This is a genomic window from Paenibacillus soyae (genome assembly GCF_024623455.1).
Taxonomy (GTDB): domain Bacteria; phylum Bacillota; class Bacilli; order Paenibacillales; family Paenibacillaceae; genus Pristimantibacillus; species Pristimantibacillus soyae.
Window position 1 is genome coordinate 177,131 of sequence record NZ_JANIPJ010000005.1, and the last position, 17,833, is coordinate 194,963.

The following is a 17,833-nucleotide window of genomic DNA, read 5'->3' on the forward strand; positions in this document are numbered from 1 at the left end:
GGTTTTTTTATTTGCGGACGATGCCGATCAGCTTTCCTGCCGTCGCGATTATAAAGCAGGCGAGCAAAGTGAACAGGATCGGCGAGATATAAGCCTTCGGCAGGAACGACGCGGCGATGAGCAAGAAGCCTGCGATGACCATGATCCTGCCTTGGAAGCGCGCCAGCTCGCGATGAGCGGTCTCGGAGAGCTTCGGCCACGACGCCGTGCCTTGCGGCATGCGCGGAAGCAGGTTGCCGATCAGTAAGAACACGCTGCCGACGATGAACGCGGCGAAGGCGGACGCGCTGATATCGTAGCCCAGATTATAGGCGATGATCGCGCCTTGGACAGCGAGAAGCAGCAGCGATACGACTCCGGCTACGGAAGGTAGCGTCGCTTCTCCCTTCGCGCGTTTGTTCTCGTCTTTCTCGAAGCGCAGCGTGAAGAACGTCGACCAAGTAACGAAGAGAATAATAACCGGATTCACCAATAAGGCAATTGGCTTGCTGATGTAATTATCCGGTTCATCGGCGGCGTTGAAGTGAACGGCCATTTCCGCGGGGAGGCTGTCGTACGTGAAAATACCCGCGAGCAGGGCGGCCAATACGGCGAATAGGGGAACGATCCATTTGTTCATGATTGTTGTCATCCTTTCGGTTGCCCAAGATCCATAATCCATTTCATAACGTCCTGGAAGATGGTCGTGTTCAGGGAATACAGCATGTTCTGGCCTTGGCGCTGCACCCATACGAGCTCGGCCTGCTTCAAAATATTAAGATGATTGGAGATGCTCGGCTTCGTCATCTCGAAATGGTCGGCGATTTCGCCGGCGGTCAGATCGGACTGCTTGAGCAGATCGAGTATTTTGCGGCGGGTCGGATCGGCCAGAGCTTTGAACGCTTCGTTGACGGACATGGCGAGTGTTGTGCTCCTTTCGAAGTGCTGCGGATTGTTAGACATTTAGAAGTTTTTCTAATTAACTAAAATTCTAACCTGTGTGCGATGCATTGTCAACGGCTATAGATCCGAGATTCAGAAAAAAATGTCATCGTAATACTTTCGCCATGTTCCAGGTTAGCAGGATCTGGCATGATGAAGGAGGTTAATCGCTGGCTGAGCAGCTCCCGGGCGAGAACCTCGAGAGGGTTCCGCAGTGCCGGGCACGTGTGCTTCGGTATGCTGAGCATGCTGCAGGGCATTAGTCCGACAAGCTTGTTATTGAGGGTTCGATTCCCTCATCGCCTTCCAAGCGATCGCTTATGGTTAAGCACTCGATATGGGATCGAGGAACAACTCCAAAAATGATCTTCGCGGGAACGGCCGGGCGAAGATGCCGCTCTTGGCTTTCGGTGCCGCGAGAGCATGCGCAGGTTTCGGCATGTTCGGGCTTCATTCGGAACCAAGGGAGGCACTAACGCCACTCCGGGCTGGGCTTTGTAATTAGTCGCTCTATGAGCTGAACGTTCGGGACCCTAAAGGAGCCGGTGGAACAGGATGAAGCTCAGCTGCAAGGAAGCTTGAGCTAGCCTTGTTCGAGGAAGGCCCCATCGGCCTGACGAACGCTCTTATCGACCCGTTCCGCCTGTGCCGGGAGGGTCGTTCCCAAGCGGGATCAACTAAACGAACAAAGAGGTGCAAAACATGAAAAAGCTTTTTAAGACCGTTATTGTCAAATCCGATGAGCGCGGCCTGTTGTTTCATAAAGGAAGCTACGTCAAGCATTTGCGGCCGGGCACGTACCGTTTCGCCGCTTGGTCGGGGCAGGACGCTGTCATACTGGATACAGCTAAACCGTTTGCGGTAAAGGGCAAGGATTTGAACGTATTTCGCCACGATGTCGAGCTGCTGAATGAGCTAGAAGTCGTGGACGTACAGGATAACGAGTGCGTGCTGCATTACGAGGAGGGCCGTTTCGCTGCGCTCCTGACGCCGGGGGCCTACGCCTTCTGGAACGTGCTCAAAAAGCATAGCTTCATGAGGGTGGATATTCGCCAGCCGGAGCTGCCGAAGGAGCTGGGTGTCGCCATTCCTCCAAAGCTTGCCGGCTACTGCGCCATGACGGAAATTTCGAGCTTCGAGCGGGGCTTGTTGTTCTTCAATAACGTGTTCCAAAGAGAGCTCGCGCCGGGCAAATATTATTTCTGGAAGGGTCCGGTCAGCGTACAGGTGAAGACGGTTGACCTGCGTCGGCAGCAGCTCGATATGACAGGGCAGGAGATAATGACGGAGGATAAAGTATCGCTGCGGCTGAACTTCGTCTGCCAGTATCGCATAACGGATCCCCTCAAGGCGCTGGAAATTCGGGGCTTTGACGAACAGGTATATATCATGCTGCAGCTCATCCTGCGCGAATACGTGGGCACAATGAAGCTCGACGATCTGCTTCGCGTGAAGCAGGAGGTCGGAGCGTACGTGATGAGCCGGCTGAGCGAGAAGAACGAAGCTTTCGGCGTGGAGTTTCTGTCAGCGGGCGTTAAGGACATCATCCTGCCGGGCGAGGTGCGGGACATTCTGAACACGGTGCTGCTGGCGGAGAAGAAGGCGCAGGCCAACCTCATCACGCGCCGCGAGGAGACCGCCTCGACCCGCAGTCTGCTGAACACGGCGAAGCTCATGGAGGAGAACGGCACGCTCTACCGGCTCAAGGAGCTGGAGTTTCTGGAGAAGATCAGCGATCGGATCGGCAGCATTTCCTTGACCGGCGGCGGCAATCTGCTGGAGCAGCTCAATTCATTCCTAGGAGCGCGTCCGGGAGAAGGGAAATCGTAGAGAAGCGGCTTTTGAAGCTCGCTTCTCTTTTTTGTGCGCATGACGCGACGCGCATTTTCATTCTCATCCGCCGTTATGATACACTGGCTCCAAACCAACGATGCCCACATAAGAAGGAGGAAGCCGCCAGTGGATGAGACACAAGACCAAACGAAGCTCCAGCCTGATTTCGGCCCTACGCAGAGAATCATCTTCGGCATGGGCTGCTTCTGGAGTCCGGAGGCGCTGTTCGGCCATATGCCGGGCGTCGTCCGTACGCGCGTCGGTTACTCGGGCGGTCATACGCCGAATCCGACCTACCGCGACATGGGCGACCATACGGAGACGGTGCTCGTGGAGTTCGCGCCGGCTCTTCTACCATTCCGACAAATCGTGAACGTCTTCTGGGATCGCCATAATCCGTATAATATTAACGATTACAAAGGCAGGCAGTATCAGTCTCTCTTGCTCTATGAGGACGAGACGCAGCGAGCGGACATCGAAACCGTGCTAGAGGAGCGCCGGAAGAAAGGGCTGGAGCGGCCGGACACGGAAATCAGGACCTTCTCGACCTTCTACCCGGCAGAGGAGCGGCATCAGAAATATTATCTCAAGCGATTCCCCCATGCGTTCGAGACGGTCATGTCGATCTTCGGGGAGCATGATGCGTTCAACGACTCTACGCTTGCGGCGAGACTGAACGGACTGGCCAAGGGCTATACCAGCCTGGAGCGGATCAAGGCGGAAATCGGAACTTGGAACATGGGGGAGAAGGAGCGGGCATATATCCTGGATGAAATCTCTTCCATAAGGTGGTAGAGCATCGTCATTAGGAATGCAGCAAATACCGGACTTGGCGTACCGATTACGCCGAGGACGGTATTTTTGTTATTTTTATTTGGAGCCCGTGAAAAATATCCGCCGTCTGAATTGTATTACTAGTGAAAGGGGGACTTCACGTGAAGGATTCATCTGAGCTCGGTGAATCTGTCCAGCAAGCGGTCATCCGATATTCGGACAGTTTGATTCGAATCGCATTTACTTACGTCAAAAACATGGCCGACGCGGAGGAGGTGGCGCAGGAGGTATTCCTCGCCTACCTGCAGAAAGCCCCTGCTTTCGCTAGTCCCGAACACGAGAAAGCCTGGCTGATCCGGACAGCCATTAATAAGAGCAAAAACGCGGTCAAATCGGGCTGGTTCAGAAGCCGAAACCCGATTCCCGAAGATCTATCGTACATGCCGGAGGAGGAGCAGGACATCATTCATGCCGTGCTTGCCCTGGACAAAAAGTACAGGCTTCCTATTCACTTGCATTACTACGAGGGCTATTCCCTGGAGGAGATTGCAGGCATCCTGCAGACGAAGCCGGCTACGGTCGGCACCTGGCTGGCGCGCGGCCGGAAGCATCTCAAAGAAGCGTTAGGAGGGCTGTGGACATGAAGAAGCCTAGCTACAAGTCGGCCATGTCGCGAATCAAGACAAGCGAAAACTTTCAGGATAAAACGATAGAACGACTCCAGCAGCATCAATCGATTAAAGGAGAGATTCCCATGACCAACCAACCAAAATCGAGCGTAACCAAAAAAACGACGGCATGGACCGTAGGCCTCGCGGCATGCGCCGTTCTGGCATTCGGCATCTACGCCGCATTCCCGAGCGGCGGCGCGCCAGGCATCGAAGTCTTGCCTATCGCGAGCGGCGATCCTGCCGGAAACGTCCCTCCCGGCAAAGCTCCGGCTACTTCCGCCAAGCAGCAGGTGAATATCGACGGCGTCATCGAGGAAGTAAGCGCGGACGGCAAGAGCTTCCGCATCGGCACGCTGTGGGTGACTGTCACCGATGAGACCGTGTACGGCATCAGCGGTCCCACGGCTCCGGATCCGTCCGAGCAGCTGGTGAGCAAGGAGTTCAAGGTGGGCAACACCGTATCGGGCTTCACGTCGCAGGATGTGTCGAGCGGCAAAGTGACGGCCGACAAGATCTATAACAACTTTTAAGGAGCAAGCTGTTAGTTTGAAGTGTGCACCCTTCTGTCGAATCGACGGGAGGGTGTTTGTTATTGGAATAAAAACGTGGGCGGAGGGAGATCTTACTGTCAAATGTAGAAGAAGGGATGAACGAACCATGCTTAAGTTTCTGCTGAAATATATCGTGAACGGTGCGATCGTGGCCGTGCTCTTGCTTTACTATACCGAAATTTCGTTCTGGAGCGCGGTGCTGACGGCAACGGGCTTGACCGTGCTCGCCTACCTGATCGGCGATCAGATCATACTGCGAGCCACGAACAATTGGTTTGCGACGGCGTGCGATATCGGCTTAGCGGCGGGCTACCTTGGAATATTGTCGTACTTCTACGACTGGGAATTGTCGCTCGGCGAGACACTCTTCATCGCCGCCCTGATCGGCGTGGCGGAATGGTTCCTGCACAGGCATGTCTTTCGGGAAGAATTGCAGGTATAAAAACGAGAAAACGGCGTCCATGCTGCCTGTTGGCGGCAACGGACGCCGTTTCTTATTCCGGCAGATAAGGCCTCGCGGCCTCCAATGTGTACTCGAACAAAGCTTCCATCTCGATCCGTTGAATCCTCTCCAGCAAAGCTCTTGCTTCGTCATTCGCGGCCAGCTTCTCCTGCCAGACCGCAAGGTCGACGAATCTTGCCGAGTCCCACCCGGCTTCCGACCGGAACGACGACAATACCCCGCTCGCGTACGAGTCCTTAATCGAGGCTATCTTCTCGGTCTCCGCAGCACCGCCGAGCTGCTCCGCTACCCGCTTTCGTGTCAGGTCCATGGCAGGGTGGCGTCCGGCCTGGCGGAACCAATATTTCGAGTTGTAGAAGTCGCCTTCCATCCGGTGCATCAGGCCGTGCCAATACGCGCCTGTCGCGTCATGCTCGATCTCCTGCGCGTAGGAGTGGGACGCGTCCAGGCTGTCGTTCCTTAAATGCAGGCCGGCCATTAAAGCGATAAGAGCTGTCTCGGATAAGGAAATCCCCTGCGCGAGAGACTCGATCCGCGCTTCGAGCTCGCCGTCCCAAGCCTTCTTCGGCATCAGCGGAGACAACGTCTCCCGGCCGTCAAGCCTTTCCAATATAGCATCTAGAGCATGCTTCATACGTAAAACGACCTCCCCCGTTCTAATAGCCTCAGTGTATCATACACCGGGATCGAGGGGGAGGTCGCCTAATTAAGAGGTCGGATAGGGTTGGTTATATTAGATTTGGACGCCTGCATCGGCTGGCTCGAGACGCGCTTTGCCGCCTTTGCCCAGCCATTTGTTCCGCCAGTTGACCTGCACGACCGCCAGAAGCACCAGCGCGGCAAGCGCGACCGCGCTTAGCACGAGGAAGCCCGGCGTGTAAGAGCCGGAGGATTGATACAGACGGCCAAGCACGAGCGGCAGAGCGTATCCGCCGATGCCGCCAGCCGCGCCGACGATGCCGGTCAAGAGGCCGATCTCGCTGCCGAAGCGCTGCGGCACGAGCTGGAACACCGCGCCGTTGCCCATCCCGAGGCACATCATGGCGACGAACAGGAGCGTAATGACGACAGGCAGAGCGGGAATGGACGCCACGGATGCCAGCATGATGCCTGCGCCGCCATACAGCGCGATCAGCATGCGGGTTCCGCCGAATTTATCCGATAGATAACCGCCGACCGGCCGGAAGAAGCTGCCCGCGATAACGGCGGTCGTCGTGAAGTCGGCCGCGCGAACCGGATCGAGTCCGTATTGCGTGTTGAAGAAGATCGTCAAGTAGTTCGACAGGCCGACGAAGAAGCCGAAGGTGACGCAATAGAACGCGCAGAAGATCCAAGTGTCGCGCTGCTTGAAGGCATTGCCGTATTGGGCGAGCGTTCTGGGCGCCGGACGATTCGGGCTGTTCTTGGCGAAGATGGTGAAGATGATAAACACGAGCACGATCGGAATAAGCGCGAGGCCGAATACGACCTCCCAGCTACCGAAATGCTGCGCAATCCGGTTGGCGAACAGCGTCGTGATGACGGTGCCGCTGTTGCCGGCGCCGGCGATGCCCATCGCGAGGCCTTGATGCTCCTTGGAATACCACTGGCTGGCGAGAGGCAGGGCGGCCGCGAACGAGGCGCCGGCTACGCCGAGCAGCAGCGCGACGACATAGAGCTGATCGAGCGACTGAACGAACTGCCAACCCATAACGAGCGGTATGATGGTTACGATCATGCCGATCTGCGCCGTTCTTTTGGGCCCGATATAATCGGTTAGATAACCAAGCACGAGACGCAGGATGGACCCGCCTAGAATCGGCAGCGCTACGAGGTTGGCTTTCTCGACGGGGGTCATCGGGTAATCCTGCGCGATAATGACCGCAAGAGGCCCGATAAGCACCCAGATCATAAAGCTAACATCAAAGTACAAGAACGCGCTGAACAAGGTGGGGCGGTGACCGCTTTGCCAAAAACTTTTTTTCTCCATCTCCATCTCTCCCTTTTCTTTTTGTATCTGTAGTTCAAAACATAAAAGCCGCACCTCGCCCGGAAGATGGGAGAAGATGCGGCCTCGTTGCCGTCGGCAGCACAGCATTGTGCGCCTTTGTTTGGGGGGGGCACGATTTTGTGTTCCCAACACGAATTATAGAGCGGTGTAATCGTCATGTCAATATATCTAACGCGGTAAGACATAAAAATTTCCACTCTCTTTTTATGTTATATATATTGACATGATCTCTCGCATGCACTACTCTAACCTTATACAGGAGCGGCACAATGGGGTGCGGGCTCGAATGGCGACGATGCCTTTTCTCGCGAATGACGAGGAAGGGCTTTTTATGCTTATTTTTAGTATTGAGAATAGAGGATCGGAATAAGGAGGGGGCAATATGACGGCTGTTCTTGCTGTTGATTCGTTACATGCGTCTGTCGCCAAGGCCGTTTCCTTGCTGGTCAAAGAAATGAGAGAGCCGGCATCCGAGGAGGTGCCGCTGGAGGAAGCGGCCGGCAGGGTGCTTGGGGCGGATCTTGGAAGTCCGATCGCGCTTCCGCCGTTCCGCAGGGCGGCCATGGACGGCTACGCCGTCCGCCACGCCTCGGTCGCGGGGGCATCGCCGGAACGGCCGGTGCGACTCGAGATCGCGGGCGAAATCCGCTCGGGCGATGGAACGGATCACGCCCCGTACTTGAATGCGGCAGGCGTCGCCATCCGAATCTTCACCGGAGCGCCAGTTCCCGAAGGATACGACGCGGTCATCATGCAGGAGATGGTCTCCTTGACCAAGAGCGCGGGCGGCAAGCCTTGCATCCGAGTCGACCGTGCGGCTGCAAAGGGCCAGCATATCGCCGAGCGCGGGGAGGACATTCCCGAAGGTCTCTCCGTGCTGTACCGGGGAACGGCGATCCGGGCCAAGGAGGTCGCGATATTGGCCTCGCTCGGCATACGGAGCGTCCCGGTATACCGCAAGCCGGTTATCGCGGTCATTCCGATCGGCGACGAGCTGGAGCATCCGGGCGGTTCGCTAAGTCCGGGGAAAATCTATGACGCCAACGGCTATATGGTAAGCGCCAGGCTGCGAGAGCTGGGAGCGGAGCCGCTGCAATGGGCTCCGGTGCCGGACGGATTGCTTGCAATCCAAGGGGAGATGAGAAGAGCCCTGGCGGAGGCGGATGCCGTCATCACGATCGGCGGCGTATCCGTCGGGGATTACGATTATGTAAGAAGGGCGGTGGATGCAATGGAAGGCAGGCCGCTGTTCACGAAGGTGCTGATGAGACCGGGGACGCCGACGTCGGCTTATACGGCGGAAGGCAAAGTGATGATGTGTTTGTCCGGCAACCCGTCCGCCTGCTTCGCCGGTCTTGAGCTGCTGGTCAGGCAAGCCGTTCTGAAAGCCGCCGGAAGAACGGAATACGGAACGGAATGGTTAGATGGCAGGTTAGTTGACGCGATTAAGAAGCCATGTCCTTATCCCCGGTTTGCACGGGCCTTCGCGTACCGCGAGAACAAGGAGTGGCTGATCGAGCCGCTCCATCACGATAAGTCGGGCAACGTAGCCGCGTTCGCGAGAGCCAACGCGCTAGTCTGTATCCCTGCGGGAGGCGGAGGCGCCGCGCCGGGGCAGGAGGTACGCTTCCTCACGATAGGCAAATCGTAAGAGTGGATGTGAGCATAATGAACAAGCTTAAACTGGTTGTGGTAGGTAACGGGATGGCCGGCGTCCGGTGCGTCGAAGAAATTCTGAAGCTGGATCCGGAACGGTTCCAAATTACGATATTCGGCAGCGAGCCAAGACCTAATTATAATCGGATTTTATTGTCCAAGGTGCTGCAGGGCAACTCCGCCATGGACGAGATCATCATCAACGACTGGTCCTGGTACGATGAGAACCGCATTCGTCTGTATACGGGGGAGACGGTCGTCAAGATCGATTCCGGCAAAAAAATAGTGGAGACCAAATCCGGCATTAAGGCCGAATACGACATGCTCATTCTGGCGACGGGATCGTCTCCGTTCATTCCTCCGATCGACGGGGTGAGGAAGCCGGGCGTCATCGCTTTCCGCAATATGGACGATTGCCGCATCATGATGGAGCACGCGGAGAAATACCGCAAGGCGGCCGTCATTGGCGGCGGCTTGCTGGGGCTGGAGGCCGCCAGGGGTCTGCTCAACCTCGGCATGGAGACCGACGTGATTCATAACGCGCCATACCTGATGAACCGGCAGCTGGATTACATGTCCGCGGAGCTGCTGCGCAAGGAGCTGGAAGCTCAAGGGATGCGCTTCTGGCTGAACGCCAATACCGAGAGCATTACGGGCAGAAGCCGGGCCAAGGGCATCCGGTTCGCGACCGGCGTTTCGATCGAAGCGGATCTCGTGATCGTCGCGGTCGGCATCATCCCGAACGTGGAGCTGGCGAAGAGCAGCGGCATTCGCACGAACCGGGCGATCGTCGTGGACGATTACATGCGGACCAGCGTCGCGGATATTTACGCCGTCGGGGAATGCGCGGAGCATCGCGGGATCGCGTACGGGCTGGTCGCGCCGCTCTACGAGCAGGGCAAGGTGCTCGCGCAGCTGCTGTGCCGTCCGAACGAGGAATGCCCGCCGTATGTCGGCTCCGTGCCTTCCGCGCAGCTGAAGGTGTCCGGCGTGGAGATGTTCTCGGTCGGCGAGATACAGGAGCAGGCGGCCGGAACGGCGCTTCAAATGTATGACGGCATCAAGGGCGCCTACAAGAAAGTAACGATGGCGGATGGCAAAATATGCGGAGCTATTCTATACGGCGACACCTCCGAGGCGAACGCCTTGCTGCAGCTGGTGAAGCAGAACGCGCCCGTGTCGGCTCTCGCTTCTTCCTCCGCCCAGCAGGGGGCGGGCAATCAAGACGAGCAGATCGCGGCCATGCCGGATAAGGAAACGGTGTGCGCCTGCAACGCGGTATCCAAAGGGACGATCATGCGCTGCGTCGTCGAAGACGGTCTAGAGACGGCGCAGCAGGTGAAGGAGAAGACGAAGGCGTCCGGCTCCTGCGGCGGCTGCAAGTCGATGGTAGAGGCGATCGTTAGCTACGCGAAGCGCAAAGGCAGCTTGGATTCCGCCGCGGCGGCGCCGATCTGCGCCTGCACGGACTGCTCGCATGAGCAGGCGAAGCAGGCGATTATGCATGGAGCTTACGGCAGCGTCGAACAGGTCGTCTCGGCGCTCGGCTGGAAACGGAAATCCGGCTGCGACGTGTGCGTGCCCGCCCTCCGTTATTACTTTGCGCTCCGGACGGGCGACGCGAGCAAGGCCCAGGAAGGGGAGCCGATCGGCAAAGCTTACGTGGGCATGGCCGTAACCGTTGCGGACGAATCGGATCCTTCTTCGCTGCCGAACTACGATGCCCGTTCGCTTGGCGACGAGCTGGGGAGGCTGGGACGGAAGCTCGCTTTCCCGACGCGGCTCAAAGCGGTAGTCGCTTCCGGTCTGCACCAGGCGGCAGGCGTGCTCGTCCACGATATCGGCATTACGGATTCGCCGGCGGGCTGGCAAATTTACGTGGCGGGCCACGCGGAGAACCCGGTCAGGCAAGGACAGCTGCTCGGCATTGCGGAGTCGTATGGCGAAGCGCTGGAGCTAAGCGCCGCTTGTCTGCAGCTATATAGAGAGAAAGCGGAGTTCATGGAGCCGCTGTGGAAATGGGTAGAGAGAGAAGGATTGGTGGAGCTTCGGGAAACGTTGTTTGATACGGATTACCGATTGGCGCTACATGCTTCGTTCCGGGGCTGGGAGCAAGAAGCATTGGCGTGAGATAGGGAGGGGGAGAAACCATGCAGCAGCTGCTTAACCGCAAGCCTTCGCTGAAGCCAGGGACGCAGGTCGACACGCAGTGTCCCTTCTGCAGCGTACAGTGCAAAATCCGTCTGACGCGGAACGAGCCGGTTCCGGGAGAGAGGCGTCCGTCTTATACCGTGGAAGGCATTCCGAACAAGGCGTCGGAAGGGCGCGTATGCGTCAAAGGAATGAACGCGCATCAGCATGTCATGAGCGGAGAGCGCATCCTTCAGCCGCTGGTGAAAATAAACGGCAAGCTGACGCCGTCTACCTGGGAAGAGGCGCTGACGCGCATCGTCGACAACTTCGTCTCCGTCACGGAGCGGCACGGAGCGGACGCGATCGGTCTGTACGGGGGAGGCTCGCTGACGAACGAAACGGCCTACCTTCTCGGCAAATTCGCGCGCATCGGGCTCGGCACGCGCTACATCGATTATAACGGCCGCTTCTGCATGTCGGCCGCCGCATCGGCGGGCGTCAAGACGTTCGGCATCGACCGCGGCTTGACCTGCCGGCTCGAGGATATTCCGAAGGCGAAATGCCTCATCCTGGCGGGAACGAACATCGCGGAGTGCCAGCCGACGTTAATGCCTTATTTGACCCGGGCCAAGGAAAACGGGACGTTCATTATAGTGATCGATCCGCGCGTGACGGGAACGGCGGAGCTTGCGGACATCCACCTGCAGCTTCGGCCCGGCACGGACGCCGCTCTGGCGAACGGCCTGCTGAAAGCCGTGCAGCTCGGAGGCTGGATGGATGAAGCGTTCATCAAGGAGCGCACGAACGGCTTCGCCGAGCTCGAGAAGCATCTGGAATCCGTGTCGCTGCCCGAGATCGCGGAGCTGACCGGACTGGATCAAGCGCTGATCGAGAAGGCGGCCGAGCAGTACGGACGTGCGGAGACGGGCATTATTTTCACCGCGCGCGGGGTGGAGCAGCAGACGGACGGCCACGTCGCCGTGCGGAACTTCCTGAACCTTGTGCTGGCGACGGGCAAGATCGGCAAGCCGGGCTGCGGCTACGGCGCGGTAACGGGCCAAGGCAACGGTCAAGGCGGCCGCGAGCACGGGCAGAAGGCGGATCAGCTGCCAGGCTACCGCCTTATCGAGAACGAGGAAGACCGCCGGTATATGGCGGGCGTATGGGGCGTCGAGCCTGACAGCATTCCGCGCAAAGGCGTATCCGCCTACGAAATGATGGAGCTGGTTCATCAAGGGACGATTCGATCGTTGTTCGTCATGGGGTCGAACCCCGTCATGTCGAATCCGAATGCCGACCTTGTGGAGGAGGCGCTCGAGAACGTCGAGTTTCTGGCCGTGGCCGACATGTTCTTGTCCGAGACCGCGCGGATGGCGGATGTCGTGCTCCCGGTTACCGCTTATCTGGAGAACGACGGCACGCTGACCAACCTGGAGGGCCGGGTGCTGCTGCGGGAATCGAAGATCGAGGCGCCGGGCGAGGCACGGCACGATTGGGCGATTCTATGCGAGCTGGCCTCGCGGCTGGGGAAATCCGCCTATTTCGATTTCGAGTCGGCGGAGCAAATATTCGAAGAGCTGCGCGTGGCAAGCAAAGGCGGAGTCGCCGACTATTACGGCATTACGTATGACCGGCTGAGACGAGAGGGCGGCGTCTACTGGCCATGTCCTTCCGTAGACGAATCGCCGGGCTCCGGCATCCTGTTCGAGAAGCGGTTTGCGCATCCGGACGGCAAAGCGATCTTCTTCCCGGTGCCGAGCCGGCAGCCGCAGGAGGTTCCGGACGAGGAGTTCCCGCTGACGCTCACGAACGGACGGGTGCTGTCGCATTATTTGACCGGCGTGCAGACGCGGAGAAGCGCCACGCTGGCCGCTCGCAGCGTCGACAACTTCGTGGAAATCCATCCGAAGACCGCCAAAGCGCACCGGATCGAAGACGGCGACATGGTCGAGATCCGTTCCCGCCACGGCGCGTTCAGCGTCCGCTGCAAGGTGAGCGCGGGCATACGGGAGAATACCTTGTTCGTGCCGATGCACTGGGGAGGCGCGCAGAACGTTAATAAAGCGACGACTCCCGAGCTGGATCCGAACTGCAAGATGCCGGGCTTCAAGACCGCGGCCGCTTCGATCCGGCCTTTGAAGGCTTCGATGCTGTAAATGGCGGAGGCAATGGACTCTAGCGGGCTGGAGGGCGGGATGCTATAATTTGTTAGCGGATGTGACATCCGACAACATTCGGGGCGCCTGTCCGATCGGGCTCGCGGGGGATCGATATGAAAGCATATTTAATTATTTTACAAGCGATATACGTGTTGTGCCTCATTCCATGGTTCGTGTTCTGGGGACTCTCCTTCATGAGCTTCGACATGGGCTTCAGCTGGGCCAATATCACTTTCGTGGGGACGATCACCTTATATCCGGTCGCGGTTATCGCGTGCTCGATCGTCGCCTGGCTCATTCATAAACGCAAGAAGCGGACGGCAATCATCTTGAATTTGGTCCCTTCGCTATGGATTTTAGGGTTTCTGTCCTTCATGCTGTTCGTTTAAACTCTCATTGCCATAAAACAAGAAACCAGCCCCCGATCGGGCTGGTTTTTTGCTGTTTAATGGAGCTCAGTCGCTTCCGGTTCCACTTCCGCAGGCGGCGGATCGAACGGCTGAAGAGACTCGGGCTGGCCGCGGTCGATGTCGGTCTTCCCGAAGTCCGCAAGCTGACCCAATCCCGGATCGCCGCATGGATCTCGGAGGCCGCTTTGGTCGGCAGCTGATGCTTCTTCTTGTCCAGGATGACCAAGGAAGCGTAACGGAGCCCCTCCATTAGCTTGCGGCGGTAGCGCTTGAAGCCCCAGTCCTTCTCTCCGTATATAAGCAGCATGGGGGCCGCGATTCGAGACAAGCGTTCCGTGCAATTGTAGGCCAAGGAGCAGCGGTAAAATTGATGAATGTTGCGCGGGCTCCCCAGCCTCGTTCTCTTGATCATTCTACGGTACGTCCGCGAGCTGTCGGAATTGCCCCACGTAATGGCCAGCATAAGCAGGCGGATCGCCGATTTCCATGCGGACAACCCAATGGCGATGCGGATGCGGTTGCGCAGAACGAAATCGCTTGCCTCCGACATAGCGCTCAGCAGAATGCCGCCATGAAACCGGTCCGGGTAGGCAAGCATGGCTTCCAGAGCTACGGTTCCTCCGGTAGAGTAGCCGCAGAGAATCGCTTTGTCGATGCCCAGATAGTCGAGCAGCTGGCGGATATCCTCGGCGATTAGAGGGTAGGTAATGGACGTGGCCGATTCCTCGCTTGAACCATGTCCGCGAATGTCGAAGGTGATCACCCTGTACTCATCGGACAGCTGCTCGGCTTGATAATGAAAGTTGGCGCTGGTCAAGAGGGGAGGATGGATGCATACGATGGGTATGCCTTGACCTCTTACCCGATAGTAAAGCTTGGTTCCATTCACAGAAGCATAAGGCATGTTGGGGGCTTCCTCCCATTTCCAAGTATCCCTTTCAATTTGCCTCAGATGACAGGTGACTATTCCCATTTTCTACGCAAAAAAAAGAGCGAACATTTATAACCATTCTTTCCATTGAAGAGCTTCGCCGCATGAATTATGATAGCCCTAACACTTAAGAAGGGAGGCCGATGGCCATGTACGTCGCAAACAAGACTCGACTTCACTTAAGCCACAAGACACCAACGTTCATTGTCTGTCGGCCCCTGCGGGCCTTTGCAAGGAGAGAGAAGACGTGAATCGCGATTGCGCGCGCCCGCCGGCATCGGCGGCGGCGCAGCAGTCGCAGACTAACGTTTTTGTTTCCGCATGCTGGACGACCGTGAGCGATTGGGCTCGCGGTCGTCTTTTTTTTCTATAGCCGACTGGGTCGGAGCGACGAATAAGCCGATGAGAGCGACTTAAAGTTTCGATAAAAAGAGAGGAAATCAAACCTATATGAATACAGAACCAAACTATTACAGGCGGATCGATCTCCCGGCGGGCGATCTGCACGTCTACGCCAGCGATCCGCTGTTCCGCGACATGGGGCACAAGGTGCTGGAGATGGCGAACAACAATTTGCAAATCCCGAACATCCGCTACATGAGCTATACGCCGGACGCGCATGTCGGGGTAGGCACCTGCATCGGCACGACGGCCGTGTGGGATATGGAGGGCGGATACGTCTCGCCGTCCATCGTGGGCAGCGATATCGGCTGCGGCATGCGCGTCCATGTGACGAACCTGAAGGCGGAAGAGCTGAAGGACGTGAAGCTTCGCCGCAAGCTGGTGAAGGCGATCGAGAAGCTGATTCCGGTTGAAAACCACGCGAGAGGCCACTTCTCCGACATTCGGCTTGAGCATGTGCTCCGCAAAGGCCTGCACGGCCTGCCGGGCAAATACGTGCCGGACTCGTACACGCCGAGAAAAGCGACTTCGCTGACGCATGTCGAGAGCAGCGGCTTCCGTTTCGACGAAAGCGCGCTGGACCGGCTGCCCGAGCCGCTCTGGCACCGCTCGCACCGGCAGCTTGGCACGCTGGGGGGCGGGAATCATTTTGTGGAAATTCAGACGGTTCAGATAGATGAAGGCGGACGCTCCACGGCGGAGAAGTGGGGGCTCGAGGACGGTCAGGTTATCGTCATGATCCACAGCGGCTCCCGCGCTTGTGGCGGCGCCGTGAACCAGTACTGCGTCTCGGAAGTGGCCAAAACGATGAGCAGGCTCGGACTCGGCACGGCCGATCCGAAGCTCAAGTACGCGCCGCTAGAAAGCGCCGCTGGAGACGCGTACGTCAACCTGATGTACTCCGCGCTAAACTATGCAATCGTGAACCGGCATCTGCTGGCGTACGCGGTCCGCGAGGCGTTCCGCGATACGCTCGGCAAAGCGGTCGAAATGCGGACGCTGTACGATCTGATGCACAATTACGCATGCGAGGAGCAGGAAGGCGAAGATCGTTTCTTCATCCATCGCAAAGGCGCGACGCGGGCGCTCCCTGCCGGTCATCCCGGCAATCCGGAGCCGTACCGGGAAACCGGTCATCCCGCGCTCATACCCGGCTCCATGGGGACGTCTTCGTACCTTATGGTCGGCTCCCCCGGAGGCGCCGCCAACTATTATTCCATCTGCCACGGAGCGGGGCGGATCCGCTCGCGGAACGCGACCAAGCAGCTGGTGACCGTCGACGAATTCGCTTCGTCGATGCGCGTGGGGCGGGACGACGAGATCGTCGTCAACCATCGCGCCCTGGAGGCGATTATTGACGAGTCGCCGCAGGCTTACAAAAACGTCGATCACATTATCGAAAGCGTCGTGGGCGCGGGACTGGCGACGGTCGTGGCGAAATGCAGTCCGCTGGCGACGGTCAAGGGGGTATAAGACAAATGAAGATAGCTAAGAAAAGCGTAAACGCCGCTCCTTTCATAGCTGCGACTGCCGCCAAGCAAAAGCCGTTTATCGCGCCGGCGGAAGGCAAGCTGCAGCCGGTCGCGAGAGGCGAAAAGCGGTATTTCGACTACACGGAGACGGTCCGCCGCATCATGTCCTTCTTGGAGCAGAGGTTCGGCTGCGGCTTCCGCCTCTATTATCAGGATGACAGCAACGACATGTGGGATCTGCTGGAGGAGGATCTTCGCAGAGAGCATCCCGGCGTGGAGCATACGGCCAGCTTATACGATCTGGTGGAGACGGACACCTTCCGTTATGAAGCCGACCCGTTCGGAGCCGGGCTTCAAAGCGGCGGTTACGAGGTGAGGCCGTCCGTCCGGAACAATCTGTTCCTGTACCCGCTGTTCCGCGTCGCGTTCGCAAGGATCCCGCGGGAAACGATGCACGGTCTCGGCTATGAGGACCTGATCTTCGCCTCGGACGACGAATCGCTCCGGGAGTTTCTGACGGACATGCGGGAGAGGCAGCTTGCGGACCGCAAAATCATCGTATACAGCGACACGCGAGAGGGGCTGGAGCGGGAGAGCCTCTCCGCCGCTCCGGTCACCCGCGAAGACGTGTTCATGGACGAAACGCTGAAGACGCATATTTATCGTTCGGTGGATGAGTTCTTCTCGGAGGAGGCTTCCTTCTTCAAGACCTATAACATTCCGTACAAGAGAGGCATCCTGCTGTATGGGAAGCCTGGCAACGGTAAGACGACGCTGGTGAAGTCGATCGCCTCGACGATCGGCGCGCCCGTGGCTTACTGGCAAATCACGGAGTTTACGAACAGCGAGTCCATCTCCGAGGTATTCTCGGCCGCCGTTCGCATGGCTCCCATGGTGCTGGTCATCGAGGATATCGACTCCATGCCGGAATCGTGCCGTTCGTTCTTCCTGAACATTCTGGACGGCGTCGCCTCCAAGGAGGGCGTGTTCCTCATCGGCACGACCAACTATCCGGAGCGGATCGACCCCGCCCTCATGAACCGCGCCGGGCGGTTCGACCGCTCGTACGAGGTGAAGCTGCCGGATGAACGGCTGCGTTATGCGTACCTGCTGCGGAAGGGCATGGAACGAGTCGTTGACCGCGGCGAGGTGGAAGCGTTGGCGCGGCGGACGGACGGGTTCACGTTCGCGCAGCTCGGCGAGCTGTACGTGTCGGCGGCGCTGCAGCTGCATTACGAGGGCCAGGCCGACCCCGCCCGCATCGCGGAAGAGATGAAATCGGACTTCGGCAAGAGCCGCACCGGCGACTGGATGAGCGAAGGAAAGCCGAAGTCGATGGGGTTTGTGTAAGGACGGCGTGCGTGAAAGAGGCCTGCGGTGCGGGCCTTTTTTTGCATGGATGCCTGAGAAGATTAGAGTGCTCAGAGTCCACTAATTGCTTTGCTTGGAACGCTCTAAGAACGGGAG

At 58.1% G+C, this 17,833-nt stretch carries 16 protein-coding genes; 11 read left to right on the forward strand and 5 right to left on the reverse strand.

Features of this window, described 5'->3' with window-relative positions:
- Window positions 1-7: 7 nt before the first annotated feature.
- Window positions 8-619 (reverse strand): DUF1648 domain-containing protein, encoded by a 612-nt coding sequence (locus NQZ67_RS09370; protein WP_257444895.1) that lies wholly within the window; start codon window positions 617-619, stop codon window positions 8-10.
- A gap of 8 nt (window positions 620-627) precedes the next feature.
- Entirely contained in the window at window positions 628-897 is a 270-nt protein-coding gene (locus NQZ67_RS09375; protein ID WP_257444896.1) for an autorepressor SdpR family transcription factor, read from the reverse strand.
- 726 nt (window positions 898-1,623) lie between these two features.
- Between NQZ67_RS09375 and NQZ67_RS09380 the strand changes: the two genes are divergently transcribed.
- From NQZ67_RS09380 to NQZ67_RS09400, 5 genes are all read left to right on the forward strand, one after another.
- Window positions 1,624-2,751: a slipin family protein gene (locus tag NQZ67_RS09380; protein WP_257444898.1), complete on the forward strand. Its 1,128-nt coding sequence runs from the start codon at window positions 1,624-1,626 to the stop codon at window positions 2,749-2,751.
- Window positions 2,752-2,880: 129 nt separating this feature from the next.
- Window positions 2,881-3,549 (forward strand): peptide-methionine (S)-S-oxide reductase MsrA, encoded by a 669-nt coding sequence (gene msrA / locus NQZ67_RS09385; protein WP_257444900.1) that lies wholly within the window; start codon window positions 2,881-2,883, stop codon window positions 3,547-3,549.
- 140 nt (window positions 3,550-3,689) lie between these two features.
- A complete protein-coding gene (locus tag NQZ67_RS09390) occupies window positions 3,690-4,172 on the forward strand; it encodes an RNA polymerase sigma factor (RefSeq protein ID WP_257444901.1) in 483 nt (160 codons plus the stop codon).
- Complete coding sequence (locus NQZ67_RS09395; RefSeq protein ID WP_257444903.1) at window positions 4,169-4,729, forward strand: hypothetical protein; 561 nt, start codon at window positions 4,169-4,171, stop codon at window positions 4,727-4,729. Before NQZ67_RS09390 ends, NQZ67_RS09395 begins: the two co-directional genes overlap by 4 nt.
- Before the next feature lie 127 nt (window positions 4,730-4,856).
- Complete coding sequence (locus NQZ67_RS09400) at window positions 4,857-5,192, forward strand: DUF2512 family protein (RefSeq protein ID WP_257444904.1); 336 nt, start codon at window positions 4,857-4,859, stop codon at window positions 5,190-5,192.
- A gap of 52 nt (window positions 5,193-5,244) precedes the next feature.
- On the opposite strand, the gene NQZ67_RS09405 is transcribed toward NQZ67_RS09400, so the two are convergent.
- Both NQZ67_RS09405 and NQZ67_RS09410 read right to left on the reverse strand, forming a co-directional pair.
- The gene (locus tag NQZ67_RS09405; protein ID WP_257444906.1) at window positions 5,245-5,847 is read right to left on the reverse strand and encodes a hypothetical protein; all 603 of its coding nucleotides are present in this window, start codon (window positions 5,845-5,847) and stop codon (window positions 5,245-5,247) included.
- A 99-nt stretch (window positions 5,848-5,946) separates the two neighbouring features.
- A complete protein-coding gene (locus NQZ67_RS09410) occupies window positions 5,947-7,182 on the reverse strand; it encodes a nitrate/nitrite transporter (protein WP_257444908.1) in 1,236 nt (411 codons plus the stop codon).
- A gap of 403 nt (window positions 7,183-7,585) precedes the next feature.
- Between NQZ67_RS09410 and NQZ67_RS09415 the strand changes: the two genes are divergently transcribed.
- The 4 genes from NQZ67_RS09415 (at window position 7,586) to NQZ67_RS09430 (ending at window position 13,540) form a co-directional block, all read left to right on the forward strand.
- The gene (locus NQZ67_RS09415; protein ID WP_257444909.1) at window positions 7,586-8,854 is read left to right on the forward strand and encodes a molybdopterin molybdotransferase MoeA; all 1,269 of its coding nucleotides are present in this window, start codon (window positions 7,586-7,588) and stop codon (window positions 8,852-8,854) included.
- Between the two features lie 17 nt (window positions 8,855-8,871).
- Entirely contained in the window at window positions 8,872-10,989 is a 2,118-nt protein-coding gene (nirB, locus tag NQZ67_RS09420; protein ID WP_257444910.1) for a nitrite reductase large subunit NirB, read from the forward strand.
- 20 nt (window positions 10,990-11,009) lie between these two features.
- Entirely contained in the window at window positions 11,010-13,148 is a 2,139-nt protein-coding gene (nasC, locus tag NQZ67_RS09425; RefSeq protein WP_257444912.1) for an assimilatory nitrate reductase catalytic subunit NasC, read from the forward strand.
- Between the two features lie 116 nt (window positions 13,149-13,264).
- Window positions 13,265-13,540, forward strand: coding sequence for a hypothetical protein (locus tag NQZ67_RS09430; RefSeq protein WP_257444913.1), 276 nt, complete (start codon window positions 13,265-13,267; stop codon window positions 13,538-13,540).
- Between the two features lie 4 nt (window positions 13,541-13,544).
- Here the strand turns inward: NQZ67_RS09430 and NQZ67_RS09435 are convergent, their stop codons facing one another.
- A complete protein-coding gene (locus NQZ67_RS09435) occupies window positions 13,545-14,465 on the reverse strand; it encodes an alpha/beta fold hydrolase (protein ID WP_257444915.1) in 921 nt (306 codons plus the stop codon).
- Between the two features lie 477 nt (window positions 14,466-14,942).
- Here NQZ67_RS09435 and NQZ67_RS09440 point away from each other — a divergent pair, with 477 nt between their 5' ends.
- Both NQZ67_RS09440 and NQZ67_RS09445 read left to right on the forward strand, forming a co-directional pair.
- Window positions 14,943-16,367 (forward strand): RtcB family protein, encoded by a 1,425-nt coding sequence (locus tag NQZ67_RS09440; protein WP_257444917.1) that lies wholly within the window; start codon window positions 14,943-14,945, stop codon window positions 16,365-16,367.
- Between the two features lie 5 nt (window positions 16,368-16,372).
- Window positions 16,373-17,716, forward strand: coding sequence for an AAA family ATPase (locus NQZ67_RS09445; protein ID WP_257444918.1), 1,344 nt, complete (start codon window positions 16,373-16,375; stop codon window positions 17,714-17,716).
- Window positions 17,717-17,833 lie beyond the last annotated feature (117 nt).

Coding starts and splice junctions, on each gene's coding strand:
- NQZ67_RS09370 (WP_257444895.1), bottom strand. CDS start 619: ATGAACAAATGGATCGTTCCCCTATTCGCCGTATTGGCCGCCCTGCTC.
- NQZ67_RS09375 (WP_257444896.1), bottom strand. CDS start 897: ATGTCCGTCAACGAAGCGTTCAAAGCTCTGGCCGATCCGACCCGCCGC.
- NQZ67_RS09380 (WP_257444898.1), top strand. CDS start 1,624: ATGAAAAAGCTTTTTAAGACCGTTATTGTCAAATCCGATGAGCGCGGC.
- NQZ67_RS09395 (WP_257444903.1), top strand. CDS start 4,169: ATGAAGAAGCCTAGCTACAAGTCGGCCATGTCGCGAATCAAGACAAGC.
- NQZ67_RS09400 (WP_257444904.1), top strand. CDS start 4,857: ATGCTTAAGTTTCTGCTGAAATATATCGTGAACGGTGCGATCGTGGCC.
- NQZ67_RS09405 (WP_257444906.1), bottom strand. CDS start 5,847: ATGAAGCATGCTCTAGATGCTATATTGGAAAGGCTTGACGGCCGGGAG.
- NQZ67_RS09410 (WP_257444908.1), bottom strand. CDS start 7,182: ATGGAGAAAAAAAGTTTTTGGCAAAGCGGTCACCGCCCCACCTTGTTC.
- NQZ67_RS09415 (WP_257444909.1), top strand. CDS start 7,586: ATGACGGCTGTTCTTGCTGTTGATTCGTTACATGCGTCTGTCGCCAAG.
- nirB (WP_257444910.1), top strand. CDS start 8,872: ATGAACAAGCTTAAACTGGTTGTGGTAGGTAACGGGATGGCCGGCGTC.
- nasC (WP_257444912.1), top strand. CDS start 11,010: ATGCAGCAGCTGCTTAACCGCAAGCCTTCGCTGAAGCCAGGGACGCAG.
- NQZ67_RS09430 (WP_257444913.1), top strand. CDS start 13,265: ATGAAAGCATATTTAATTATTTTACAAGCGATATACGTGTTGTGCCTC.
- NQZ67_RS09435 (WP_257444915.1), bottom strand. CDS start 14,465: ATGCCTTATGCTTCTGTGAATGGAACCAAGCTTTACTATCGGGTAAGA.
- NQZ67_RS09440 (WP_257444917.1), top strand. CDS start 14,943: ATGAATACAGAACCAAACTATTACAGGCGGATCGATCTCCCGGCGGGC.
- NQZ67_RS09445 (WP_257444918.1), top strand. CDS start 16,373: ATGAAGATAGCTAAGAAAAGCGTAAACGCCGCTCCTTTCATAGCTGCG.